Raw genomic sequence first — 12106 nt, forward strand, 5'->3', positions numbered from 1 at the left:
GGACGCGCGATCTTCTGCTCCTTGTCGTTGAGCATCTCTTCCCACTGCGCCAGCCACCCCGACGTGCGCGCCACGGCGAATAGCACCGTGAAGAAATCCGTCGGAAACGCCATCGAGCGGTAGATGAGACCGGTGTAAAAATCGACGTTCGGATACAGCTTTCTCGAAATGAAGTACTCGTCGTTCAGCGCGGCTTCCTCGAGCTTGAGCGCGATCTCCAGATCCTTGTCGACACCGACAATCTTGAATACCTGGTCGGCGAGCGCCTTCACGATCTTGGCGCGCGGATCGTACGACTTGTAGACGCGATGGCCGAAGCCCATCAGACGGCTGCCGCCCTTGCCGCTCTTCACGTCGTCGACGAAGCCCTGCACGTTCTTCGGATGCTCGATCTCCTTGATCATGCGGAGCACCTGCTCGTTGGCGCCGCCATGGAGCGGGCCGTACAGTGCCGCGACACCGGCCGCGGTCGCCGAGAACGGATCGACATGCGACGAGCCGACGGCGCGCACCGCGTTCGCCGAGCAGTTCTGCTCGTGATCGGCGTGCAGGATAAAGAGAATCTCGAGCGCCTTCACGAAGACGGGATTCGCCTCGTACTTGGGCTCCGACATGCGCGCCACCATCGAGAGGAAGTTCTCGGTGTAGCTCAGGTCGTTGTCGGGATAGATAAACGGGAGTCCCTTGCTGTGGCGATAGCAGAACGCGGCGAGCGTCGGCATCTTCGCGAGCAGGCGGATGATGGAGATGTTCCGCGACTCGGGATCCTGGATGTTCTTCGCTTCCGGGTAGAACGACGACAGCGCCGCGACGGCCGAGCAGAGCATCGACATCGGATGCGCGTCGTAGCGAAAGCCCTGCAGAAACGTCTTGATGTTCTCGTGGACGTACGTGTGATAGGTGATGTCGTGCACCCACCCGTCGTACTCCTCCTGCGTCGGCAGCTCGCCGTGGCGCAGCAGCCAGGCGACTTCCAGGAACGTCGACTTTTCCGCGAGCTGTTCGATTGGATAGCCGCGATAGCGCAGGATGCCCTTCTCACCATCGATGAAGGTGATCGCGCTCTTGCACGACGCCGTGTTCATGAACGCCGGGTCGTACGTCATCAAGCCGAATTCGCTCGGCGAGGTCTTGATCTGACGCAAATCCATGGCGCGGGTCGCGGTGTCGCCTTCAACGCCGCCCTGGATGATCTGAACGGAATAGGACTTATCGGTCCGTGAATCCTTGATGTCGAGTGTGCCCGTCTGTTTCAATTCGCCCGACGGCGGCGTCGTTGTGGCCATGCTGACTATCTCCCAGTGAGAATGAGACGGGGGCAAGTACCGGCGGTACCCGTCTCAGCGTGCGAAGTAATCTAAATCCTCATTGGGCCCCGCAATTGTTCCGATTTCACCGGGTGTGCCGGTGTAACCTCCGCTCAGTGCGGCGTCGTCGACCCCAACGGGCGAGGTCGCTCCGCAAGCGCGCCCGCCGACCGTTCCGCCAGGAGCTTCGACGTGAATCTTTGCGCCTCGGAGATTCGCTCGACCTCGACCGCCACCGTTTCGACCGCGTTGTCGAGCCGGGAAAGCTGTTCGGTGATCTCGTTGAGCCGGTCCATGACGTCCTTGGTCTCCGCCCGCTTCGGCGCGCGCCATTTGATCCAGCTCGTGGCCACGGTCGAGAGCGTGCCGAGGGTGACCATCCCGCCCGCGAAGACGAGCATTTCCTCGAACATCTTGAGCTTCATCGGGTCCATGTCATCTCCAGGTTGAATTGACCCTACGACACGCGTCCCGCGGCAGGTTTCAGCGTCTCCGGCGCCGACTTGCAGACCCCGCGCACCGGACACCGCGAGCAATGCGCCACTCGCGCCGTACAGATCAGTGCGCCGAGCTCCATGAGCGCCTGATTGTGCGTCCAGGTCGCGCGCCCCGTTCTCGGCAATATGGACTCGGCGATCTGCCACAAACGACGCTGGCCGGCGGTCGTCTTCGCTTTCGTGCCCGGAGCGAAGACGCGCTCCAACACGCGCGCGACGTTCGTGTCGACGAGCGCGGCGCGGCGCTCGTACGCGAACGACGAAACCGCGCCCGCCGTGTACGCGCCAATGCCGGGCAAATCACGAAGCGACTCCACGTCCGCGGGCAGCGTGCGATCCGCCGCGCGCCCGTTGTCGGTCACGCGCCGCGCCAGCTTGTGAAGGTTTCGCGCGCGCGCATAGTAGCCGAGCCCGTCCCACGCTTCCGTGACGCGCGACGGCTTCGCGCGCGCGACGTGCGCCAGGGTCGGGAAGCGCGTCAGAAACTCGTCGTAGTACGTGACGACGCGCGACACCTGCGTCTGCTGGAGCATCAACTCGGACACGAGAATGCGATACGCGTCTCGAGTCTTTCGCCACGGAAGATCGCGTGCGTTGCGCCGATACCAGGTGCGCAGACGTCGGCCGAATTCGACGCGATCGGCCGGCGAGATGTCGGCGGCCCGTCGAGTCTTCAACGAGGCGTCCATCGCGGCGCCGCCGCGAACAGGCCATCGTTGATGCCGTGCTGCACGAGCAGCAATCCGAATGCGACGCTCGCCACGCCGCTCGCCAGGCGAAGATAGCGTTGCATCGCGCCGAACTGGCGCGCGGTGATCGCCGACGGCAGCGCGATCGCGAGCGTGATGAGCGCCATCCCGGCGATGGTCCCCACACCGAACAACGCCAGGTAGAACAACCCGAGCCACACACCGGGGACCGCGGCCACGACGAGCAGGGCGATGAACGCCGATCCCGCGAGGCCATGCACGAGGCCCACGACGACCGGCCGCGCCGCGCTCGACGCCGGCAGCGTGCGGCCGCTCAGGTTGAGCGCGCCGAGCACGATCAGCATCAACGCAACGACGAACTCCATGCCGAGTCCGAGCCGCGGTGGAATGACGAGATGAAACGCGACGATGGCGCCGCCGACCAGAAAGATCGTGATCGTGTGCCCGATGCCCCACAGCGCGCCGATGGCGCTCGCTCGCAACAGCGACGGCTGGTCGCTGACGATGGTCGTCACCGCGACGACATGGTCGGCGTCCGTCGCGTGACGCATGCCGAGCAGGAACCCAACCAGGAGAATGGAGAAGGACGAAATCATCGGACGTCGGAGTGGCGGATCCACCAATCTAGCGGGCGTCAGCGGGGTTACACCGCGCGGCATTTGCGCAGCGTTTGCGCGACGCGCCGCGAACGGCCAATCTATTGTCGTGCAATATCAACGACATCGACTTTTCCGACCGCTCTCGCGGATTCTCACGGTAGTTGGCATCGCGGCCCTCGCCACACCGGTCTTGCTGTTCGCGCACGCGCAACTGCTGCGAAGCAGCCCAGCCGCGAATAGCGAAGTCACGTCGCCGTCGGAGATCCAGCTCTGGTACTCCGAAGAGCCTGACCTTCATTTCGCCAGCGTCCAGCTGCGCAAGGGCACGCAGAGCATCGAGCTTGGGCCCATTCGCGCGGTGTCGCCGAACGGGCTGCGCATTCCGATCGTCGGTCCGATGCCGCCGGGGGGATACAGCATCGCCTGGCACGTGGCCGCGTCGGACGGCCACGCGACGAACGGCACGATTCATTTTCGGGTGAAGCCGGACAGCGCGGGCGCCGCGCCACCGGGAGGAGGTTCGCCACCAACGCCGGCCGCCGGTGCCTCCGGCACATCGCCGCGTCGTGACACGGCGGCGTCTCGAAGGCCGGCGACGAACGTCTTCGTTGCGCCCGGTCGGCCGGTGGCGGCGTCGACGGCGATGCGGTGGGCGGAATTCGTCGCGCTGCTCGCCGTGATCGGCGCGATCGTGTTTCGTCTCGTGGTCGTCCCCGCGGCCAAATGGCCTGACGAATTGACGGCCGACGCGGTCGACCGCGGGCGTCGGCTCGCGGTTGCGTTCGCGTTGCTGTTTCTCATCGCGACCATCACGCGCGCGATGGCCGAGTCGACCTTGCTCGCCGATCCGACGGCATCGGGACTCTCGGAAATTAGAATTCTGGTAACGAGCACGCGCTGGGGCATTGCGTGGTCGATCGGCGGCGTCGGCGCGCTCCTCGCGTTCATCGGGCTGCTGGTGGCGCGCGCCGGACTCACCGGCTGGCTCATCGCCACGCTGGGCATCATCGCGGTAACCGTGAGCGAGGCGCTCACCGGCCATAGCGGCGCGTCGGCGCATCTCTCGCTCGCGATGGCGGCGGACGTCGCGCACCAGCTTGGTGCGGGCGGATGGATTGGCGGGCTCGCGTTCGTCGCGTTCGCGGGGTTGCCGGCGACCCGCCGCCTGCCCGATCCCGACGCACGGTATGCCGGATCGAGGCTGGTGCGCGCGTACCATGCGTCGGCGCTCGAGTGCGTGGTGCTCGTCGTGATCAGCGGAGTGATCGCGGCCGCGCTTCGGCTGCGCGCCGTGAGCGATCTGTGGACGACGCCGTACGGCTCGATGCTCTTTCGTAAGTTGGTGTTCGTCGTGGTGGTGCTCGCGTTCGGATTCTTCCATTGGCGGCGCGTCGTCATTCACGACTGGGACACGGACACCCGCTTCCGCTTCATGCGCTCGGCCGCGTTTGAATTGGTCTTCGCCGCGGTGGTCGTGGCGTTCACGGCGCTTCTCGTTTCGACTCAGCTGCCCCTATGACTATTCTATAAAGATTCCATGACAACGATTTCGGTGAGCGACTCGCCGATCACGCTCGATGACGCGCGAGCCGCGCGCGAGCGCCTTGCGCCGTATCTCGTCCCGACGCCGCTGCGCGAGTATCCGCGACTCAGCGCGATCGCCGGAGCGGACATCCGCGTGTTCGTGAAGCACGAAAATCATCAGCCCACGAATTCGTTCAAGATTCGAAACGGGCTCTCGTTCATGACCGCGCTCGATGCGTCGCAGCGGCGGCGCGGCGTGGTCGCCGCCTCGACCGGCAATCACGGGCAAGGGATTGCCTACGGGGCGAAGCTCCTGGGCTCGCGCGCGACTATCTGTGTTCCGGCGGGCAACAATCCCGCGAAGACCGAAGAGATGCGCGCGCTCGGCGCGACCGTGGTCGAGGAGGGCCGCGACTACGACGAGGCGGTCGAGGTGATGATGCGTCTCGCGTCGGAGCGCGGCATGATCGTGGCGCACTCGACGAACGATCCGCTGATCATCGCGGGCGCGGGTACGATGACGCTCGAGATTCTCGAGCAGCAGCCCGAGCTCGAGGCGCTCGTGATCGCCACGGGCGGCGGGTCGCAAGCGGTCGGCGCGATCACGGTCGCGCGCGAGCTGGCGCCGCATCTTCAAGTCTTCGGCGTGCAAGCCGCGGGGGCGCCGGCGATTCACGATTCCTGGCACGCACGCCGCCGGCTCACCACCGATCGCGTCGACACGTTCGCCGAAGGCGTGGCGACGCGCACGACGTATGACCTCACTTTCCCGGCGCTCCAGGCCGGACTTGCCGACATGGTCACCGTGAGCGATGCGGAGATCGCCGAGAGCTTGCGGACGATCGTGTCGGTGACGCACAATCTGGTCGAAGGCGCGGGCGCGATGGGCGTCGCCGCGCTGCCCAAGCTCCGCGATCGGCTGGCCGGCAAGCGCGTCGGCGTCGTGTTTTGCGGAGGGAACATCGACACCGCGATGCTGCGGCGTATTCTCTCGCACGAGATCTGACCGAGGCGGGTCACCGATATCGTTGGTGCCCGGGCGAGGATGACCGGGTTCGTCGAACAGCTGCAACGCAGCGTGGGCGACTCGCTGACGATCGAGCGCGAGCTCGGCGGCGGCGCGATGAGCCACGTCTTTCTCGCGCGCGAGCGCACCCTGGGGCGCGCCGTCGTCGTGAAAGTGTTGCCGCCCGCGCTGGCCAGCGCGATCAACATCGAGCGCTTTCGGCGCGAGGTGCAGTTGCTCGCGCGGCTCCAGCACACGCACATCGTCTCGGTGCTCGCGACGGGCGACGCGAACGACATGTTGTTCTACACGATGCCGTTCGTCGAGGGCGAATCGCTGCGGCACCGGCTTCGTCGCGGCGGCGCTCTCTCGTCCGGCGAGACGATCGTCATTCTCCGCGACGTACTCGGCGCGCTCGCCTATGCGCACAAGCGCGGCGTCGTGCATCGCGACATCAAGCCGGAGAACATTCTCTTGTCCGAGGGTGGGGCGTTGCTCGCGGACTTCGGCATCGCGAAGGCGATGTCGGACGCGGGCATGCCGGCACCAACGCGGATCACGCACGGCGGGGTGATGGTCGGCACGCCGGCGTACAGCGCGCCGGAGCAGGCGGCCGCCGATCCGAACGTTGATGCGCGCGCCGATCTCTATTCGGTGGGCGCCGTTGCGTACGAGATGTTGACAGGTGCGCCGATGTTCGCGGATCGCGCGCCGCATCTGCAGATGGCGGCCCATGCGACGGAGGTGCCGATGCCGATTGATGCCCGACGTTCGGACGTGCCGCCGCGGCTGGCCGAACTCGTGATGCAGATGCTGGCGAAGGATCCGGCCGATCGGCCGGCGAGCGCCGAGGCGATTCTCCACGTCCTCGATGGCATCGCGACGGCGGAAGGCCGCATTCGGCCCTCGGCGATGGTGCGGACGACGCGGCTGCGGTGGGCAATGCTGGCGGGCGTGTTCGGCTTTCTATGGTCAACGCTTCGGCGTGGCCGTCGCGGGTTTTAGAAGTTTCTTACTGGGACAAATGGTTGCCGTAGTTTTGTCGGATCTGGCCAGATCCGGTCGTTGTGAATGTTCTAATTCGTGGCGCCGAACAACAAGCAACAACGACAACATCCGACGAAATCGGACCAGATCCGATCGCAGCCGACGCGCGATAATGCTTGACAGCACGTCTCGGCAACCCGACATTGCGCTCCGAGCCTCGGTTCGCGCCGCCGTGCGCCCTTGCTCCGGACCCCCTCCCGTGAAGCTGCCGGTGTGGGGCCATTACCGAAATCGCACAACAGCGTCTTAGACCGAGCCTTCCACCGTCGCGCGCGAGCTACTGCGGCCGCTGGCGGGAACGCGCTCATTCGCTGCCTGCGGGAGAACGGCGCCAACGCGCCCGTATCCCGCCGTGCGCGCCGATGAGGCGGGGAGTCGGAGATGAAGATGACGGGCGTGTGGCAGCCTGGCACCGGAAACCAGTGGTGGGCCTCCGGTCTGACGCCGGCGGCATTCGAGTCCAAGAATCAGGAATATCTAAAGCAGGGTTTGCGCATCGCCTGCGCCGACTTCACCGACGGGCTGGTCGCGGCGGCGTGGCGACCTGGCACCGGAGCCGAGTACTGGTTCTCGGGATCGGTGGACGCGGCCCTGGCGCAGGACAAGGTGCACATGGCGCAAGGCCTGCGGCTGGCCGCGCTGTCGGCCCACGACGCCGGAGTGTTTTGCATTTGGCGCGCCGGGACCGGCGTGCAGTGGTGGAACGTCGGACTCTCCGAGGCCGATTTCAAAACGGCGGACGCGAAGCATTTTGCCGACGGTTTTCGTCTCGTCGCCGTCGATGAGCTGAACGGCAAGTTCACCGCGCTGTGGCGTCCCGGCTCCGGCGCGCAGTGGTGAACGTTCGGCTCGCTCGCCGAAGTGTCGGCGCAAGACAAGCTTCAATTCAACAAGGGAATGCGCATCTCCGCGTTGGGCGGCCATCACGGAAACATCGTCGCCGTGTGGCGACCCGGCGCGGGCACGCAATGGTGGCAAGCCGACGTCGACGTCGCGACGTTCACGACCGCCGATGTGGGATACGTCAACTCCGGACTGCGACTGACGTCCATTCGCGTGCTCGCCGATCCACCGGTGAAGCCGCCGCCGCCCAAACCCGCGGATCCGCAAATGAGCGGTTGGGTGTGCATCGACTCGCAGGAGATCGACAACACCGAGTGGACGGAAGAATGCCAGGGCATGACGTGCGACGGCAGCGCGTGGCTGGTCTCGAGCAACAACGCCGACTTCAAGGGTGTGCACCGGTTGTCGCTCGATCTGAACACGGAGTTCGCGAAAGTCGCGGTGCCCCCGCAAGCCGGCTCACACGTCGGCGCGCTCGACTACCACATGGCGACGGACCGGTTGTACGTCGCGGTCGAAGGCGGTCCGAGCGTTTGGGTGCTCGACAAACAGCTCAACACGATCTCCGTCTCACCACTCGGCGGCGGGAAGGGGACGCCGCAAGGCGGTGAGATGCCGTGGTGCGCGTTCAACCCGGCGGACGGACTGCTCTACAGCTCCACGTTCACCGGCGTGACACAAGTGCACGCGTACGATCCGGCGAACGGATTCGTGCACGTTTCATCGATCGCGCTCGGCGGTCCCGCCCTCAACAACGTGCAAGGCGGATGCTTCTCGGCACACGGGCACTTGTACCTCAGCGAAGACTCGACCGGCCGCGTGCACGGCTATGACGCGGCGACGGGAGCGTCGGTGGGAAGCGCCGCCATTCCGTATTCACCGGGCGGTGTGAGCGGCGAAGAAGTCGAGGGGCTGGGAATCGCGAAGCTTCACCACGCGAACGGCCAGTTCAGCTGGGTGCACGTAGTCGTGCTCGACAACGACATCACGAACAAGGATGACGTGTTCATCAAGCACTTCGCGGTTCCGAATCCGGCCAATCTCTGACCGAATCGGCGGAGCAGGTCTCTCAGACAGGGAGGACAGCATGGGACAGATCGTGAGCTCGTACACCGGTGTGTGGCGCCCCGGCACAGGCGAGCAGCGCTGGTTCACCGGATCGCCCGCCGCCTTCGCGGCGGCCGATGCCGGTTTCTTCAAGCAAGGACTTCGTCTGGTCGCGATCGACCGGCACAACGGCAACGTCGGCTTGGCGGGCGCCATCGGTTTCCAGTACGAGGATCGCCTTGCCGGCGTGTGGCATGCGGGAACCGGCGCGCAATACTGGAGCACCGGCCTGAGCGCGGCAGACTTCAAGGCGACGGATGCGAAGCACGTCGCCGACGGATTGCGTCTGACGGCCATCGATACGTGTGACGGTACCTTCACCGGCGTTTGGCGGCCGGGTACCGGTACGCAATACTGGGCCTCCGGGTTGTCGGCGGACGAGTTCAAGGCCAAGGACGACGCCTACTTCGCGCAGGGATTGCGCATGGTCGCCATCGACATCGATGTGACCGGAAAGTTTTGCGCCGTGTGGCGAACGGGCACCGGTGTGCAGCGCTGGTTCAGCGGGCCGACCGCCGTGTTCAAGGATACGAATATTCAATTCTTGAATGAGGGTTTACGACTTACCGCGATCGACCACAACGGCGGCCACTTCGCCGGAGTGTGGCACGCGGGCACGGGCGCCGAGTACTGGTTCACGGGGCTCACCGCCGATGCGTTCAAGCAGAAGGATGCGGAATTGTTCGCGGAGGGACTCCGGATGGTCGCCATCGACGTCGGCACCGTCGAGGCGCCTGCCGCGCCGCCGCCGCCACAACCCGTGGTGACGTCGCGGCACCTCGTGCTCAAGGAGAAGGCACCGTACAGCGGGGCCGGCGGGAACGCGACGTGGATGGACTACACGTTCAACGTCGCCGATTCCGACGCCGACAAATCCAAGACGGTGACGAGCGTCGAGAATCCGAATGCGTTCGAGATCATCCTCACACACGGCCCTTCCGCGGGCGTGCCCGCGCAGATCGGATTACCCGCGCACTCAACGAGCCGATCTTCAACGGCGCGCATCAAATTCTCGGCGACTGGTCCGCGGTGCTCGTTGCCGTGGAGGGCTCGAAGGCGCCGACCTCGCTCCAGGTCAACGTGACGGTGCAATAGACCGGCGGTGACGCGAACCGAGTGTCGCCGACCAGCTGTCCGGCGATACTCGGTCTCCGGTTCTACGGTGCGCTGGGTGACGAACGCGCCGCGACGTTGACGTCGACCGTGAGCCGCACGCCGTTGAACTGCTGCGACACCGCGACGATGCCCTGCCAGATTTCAGCGTAGTCGATGCCGACGGCGCTCGGGCGGCGCGCAAGCGAGAAGTTGGCGGCGCTCGCGATCCAGAATGGGGGACGATCGCGGCGTCGCGCAACGTGATATACCGAGCTCGCGGCCGCGTAGAGCGGCTGCGCGTTCGTCTTCGCGGCATAGATGCCCGGTCGATACCGGCCGTCGCTCAACACGTTCGCCGTCCACGTCCGAACATACGCGAGCAACGCGGGCGTCACGTCCGACACCGTCTCGACGTCCAGGAATACGGTGCTACCGTCGGCGAATCCTTCGGCTCGCAGCTGAGCGACGGCGTCGGCCGCGTCGCTCCTGGCGCGATCGGTGGTGAGCAGTGCCGACGAGCAGACCACGGGCGCGCCGGCCGAATCGCTGCGTGCGTGCGGAGTCGCGCGGCCGATCGCCATACGCGACCAATCCTGCTGGCCGACGTAGATCGCGGCGAACCCCCATCCCGTAGCGTCGAGTGCGGCGCGACGGCCCGTCCAACTGCTGTCGCGATGACAAGGCGACGCGAGGTAGTATCCCACCCACCGATACGGCGACGACGGATACGCCCAGGCTCGCATGGCGCTGTCGCCGGGATATGCCGTGGCGTCGAACCCCGGGTACGCGACGATGCTGTCTGCTCGTTCAAGTCGTTCAACTCGTTCAACTCGGTCAACGCGCTGCGCGTTCGCGGGAGAGAATGCCGTGGCGAACATCGCGGCGAACATCGCGGCGAACATCGGAGCAAAGGCCGCCAACGCCGCGCGTGACGCGAGAAGACAAGATTTTATCGCGCGAAGATAAAATCTTGTCAGCTGACCTTGCGCGTCTTTCGCTTGAGGAAGTCCATCAGAATGAACTGTCCCAGCGTCATCGTCGACGTGAAATAGGCCTTCCCGCGACTGATCTCCGACACACGCTTCACGAACTCGACGAGCGTGCGATCGCGCGCGAGCATGAAGGTGTTGATCATGATTCCCGAACGGCGGCAATTGGCGACTTCCTTGATGGTTTGCGCGATCACCGTCGTATCCAGGCCGAAGGAGTTCTTGTAGATCTGCCCGTTGGGCATCGTCAACGCGCTCGGCTTTCCGTCGGTGATCATGATGATCTGCTTCATGTCCTTCTTCTGAGCCAAGAGCAACCGACGGGCCAGCTTGAGTCCTTCCGCGGTATTGGTGTGATACGGCCCGACCTGCGCCGTCGCCAGCGTCGCGAGCGGGATCTCCTCGGCCGAATCATGAAAGAGCACGACTTTGAGCGTGTCGCCGGGGAATTGCGTGCGAATGAGATGCGTCAGCGCCAGCGCGACTTTCTTCGCCGGCGTGAAACGATCCTCGCCGTAGAGGATCATCGAGTGCGAGCAGTCGAGCATCAACACCGTCGCGCACGACGAGCGATACTCGGCCTGGCGCACCATCAAGTCGCTGTAGTCGAGGTCCATCGGCACTTCGATCTTGCCGGTCCGCGCCAACGAATTCTTGAGCGTTTCGTTGACGTCGATGTTCAGCACGTCGCCGAACTCGTATGGTTTGCTCCACCCGTCGGACTCGATGCCTGTGGCGAGATACGCCGTGTCGTGGCTGCCGAAGCTCGATTTGCCGAGTGAGCCGAGCAGATTGCGCAGGGTTTTGTAGCCGAGGAAATCGATGCCTTTCTCGGTGAGGTTGAACTGCACGTCGCGGGCGGCGGCCTTGGCGAGCGAACCCGGTCCGGTCACGGGCTGGTGTCCGGCCGGCATTTGCGGGGCGTTCTCGATGTTGAGATAGCCTTCCTCGATCATCCGCTGCACGAGCTGGTCGAGGAGCTTCGCGAGCTTGGCTTGCCCTTCTTCGTCTTCGCCGCCGCGGAGCGCCTCGAGCATCTCGGGCGTGAACTGCCCGCTCTCCATGAGCGCGTCGAGGATCGCCTGCTTCAGCGCGTCGAGCGAGCGATTGCCGTCGTCGCCCGCGTCCCAACCGTAATAGGACTGGTTGTCCCCGCCGGCGAAGCCGGATTGGAGCAGAAAGTCCGCGAGCTTGTCGAGCAGCGACTGAAGGTCGATTGCGTCGGCGAGCTCAGGGCTGTACTTGCCATATGTGTGGAAGCGCATATTGAAACAATACGCCTTGTGGCGGGCAAGTGCCATTCAGCGGGTGAGGCCGGCGCGAATGCGCCGGTGGTTTGGGCCGCGGCCTAACTCCGCGAAGGCGCGGCCGCACCATCGAGC

General features: G+C 65.1%; 12 protein-coding genes. 6 read left to right on the forward strand and 6 right to left on the reverse strand.

Translation table 11 applies throughout. From position 1 onward, the window contains the following. The 4 genes from VN706_02390 to VN706_02405 all read right to left on the reverse strand — a co-directional run. The coding region (locus tag VN706_02390; protein ID HXT14450.1) for a citrate synthase at positions 1 to 1286 on the reverse strand (1286 nt) is incomplete at its 3' end. 134 nt (positions 1287 to 1420) lie between these two features. Continuing rightward, a complete protein-coding gene (locus tag VN706_02395; protein HXT14451.1) occupies positions 1421 to 1741 on the reverse strand; it encodes a hypothetical protein in 321 nt (106 codons plus the stop codon). A 23-nt stretch (positions 1742 to 1764) separates the two neighbouring features. Then, positions 1765 to 2481: a hypothetical protein gene (locus VN706_02400; protein ID HXT14452.1), complete on the reverse strand. Its 717-nt coding sequence runs from the start codon at positions 2479 to 2481 to the stop codon at positions 1765 to 1767. Next, positions 2478 to 3110, reverse strand: coding sequence for a hypothetical protein (locus VN706_02405; GenBank protein HXT14453.1), 633 nt, complete (start codon positions 3108 to 3110; stop codon positions 2478 to 2480). Before VN706_02405 ends, VN706_02400 begins: the two co-directional genes overlap by 4 nt. A 193-nt stretch (positions 3111 to 3303) precedes the next feature. On the opposite strand from VN706_02405, the gene VN706_02410 reads away from it, so the two are divergent. From VN706_02410 to VN706_02435, 6 genes are all read left to right on the forward strand, one after another. Further along, positions 3304 to 4632 carry a copper resistance protein CopC gene (locus VN706_02410; protein HXT14454.1) on the forward strand — a complete coding sequence of 443 codons (1329 nt, stop codon included), beginning with the start codon at positions 3304 to 3306 and terminating at the stop codon, positions 4630 to 4632. Between the two features lie 18 nt (positions 4633 to 4650). After that, positions 4651 to 5643: a threonine/serine dehydratase gene (locus tag VN706_02415; GenBank protein HXT14455.1), complete on the forward strand. Its 993-nt coding sequence runs from the start codon at positions 4651 to 4653 to the stop codon at positions 5641 to 5643. Between the two features lie 39 nt (positions 5644 to 5682). Then, complete coding sequence (locus VN706_02420; GenBank protein HXT14456.1) at positions 5683 to 6648, forward strand: serine/threonine-protein kinase; 966 nt, start codon at positions 5683 to 5685, stop codon at positions 6646 to 6648. Positions 6649 to 7071: 423 nt separating this feature from the next. Continuing rightward, on the forward strand, positions 7072 to 7530 hold the full coding sequence (locus VN706_02425) for a hypothetical protein (protein ID HXT14457.1): 459 nt from the start codon (positions 7072 to 7074) through the stop codon (positions 7528 to 7530). Positions 7531 to 7587: 57 nt separating this feature from the next. Beyond that, positions 7588 to 8580, forward strand: a complete 993-nt coding sequence (locus tag VN706_02430) for a hypothetical protein (protein ID HXT14458.1) — start codon at positions 7588 to 7590, stop codon at positions 8578 to 8580. Between the two features lie 40 nt (positions 8581 to 8620). Continuing rightward, complete coding sequence (locus VN706_02435; GenBank protein HXT14459.1) at positions 8621 to 9724, forward strand: hypothetical protein; 1104 nt, start codon at positions 8621 to 8623, stop codon at positions 9722 to 9724. A 73-nt stretch (positions 9725 to 9797) separates the two neighbouring features. Here the strand turns inward: VN706_02435 and VN706_02440 are convergent, their stop codons facing one another. Beyond that, positions 9798 to 10655, reverse strand: coding sequence for a glycoside hydrolase domain-containing protein (locus tag VN706_02440; protein HXT14460.1), 858 nt, complete (start codon positions 10653 to 10655; stop codon positions 9798 to 9800). Positions 10656 to 10708: 53 nt separating this feature from the next. Further along, positions 10709 to 11989: a VWA domain-containing protein gene (locus VN706_02445; protein HXT14461.1), complete on the reverse strand. Its 1281-nt coding sequence runs from the start codon at positions 11987 to 11989 to the stop codon at positions 10709 to 10711. Between the last annotated feature and the right edge of the window lie 117 nt (positions 11990 to 12106).

This window comes from Gemmatimonadaceae bacterium (assembly GCA_035606695.1).
In the GTDB taxonomy this organism is placed as follows: Bacteria; Gemmatimonadota; Gemmatimonadetes; order Gemmatimonadales; family Gemmatimonadaceae; genus JAQBQB01.

Coding starts and splice junctions, on each gene's coding strand:
- VN706_02395 (HXT14451.1), bottom strand. CDS start 1,741: ATGGACCCGATGAAGCTCAAGATGTTCGAGGAAATGCTCGTCTTCGCG.
- VN706_02405 (HXT14453.1), bottom strand. CDS start 3,110: ATGATTTCGTCCTTCTCCATTCTCCTGGTTGGGTTCCTGCTCGGCATG.
- VN706_02415 (HXT14455.1), top strand. CDS start 4,651: ATGACAACGATTTCGGTGAGCGACTCGCCGATCACGCTCGATGACGCG.
- VN706_02420 (HXT14456.1), top strand. CDS start 5,683: ATGACCGGGTTCGTCGAACAGCTGCAACGCAGCGTGGGCGACTCGCTG.
- VN706_02425 (HXT14457.1), top strand. CDS start 7,072: ATGAAGATGACGGGCGTGTGGCAGCCTGGCACCGGAAACCAGTGGTGG.
- VN706_02430 (HXT14458.1), top strand. CDS start 7,588: ATGCGCATCTCCGCGTTGGGCGGCCATCACGGAAACATCGTCGCCGTG.
- VN706_02435 (HXT14459.1), top strand. CDS start 8,621: ATGGGACAGATCGTGAGCTCGTACACCGGTGTGTGGCGCCCCGGCACA.
- VN706_02445 (HXT14461.1), bottom strand. CDS start 11,989: ATGCGCTTCCACACATATGGCAAGTACAGCCCTGAGCTCGCCGACGCA.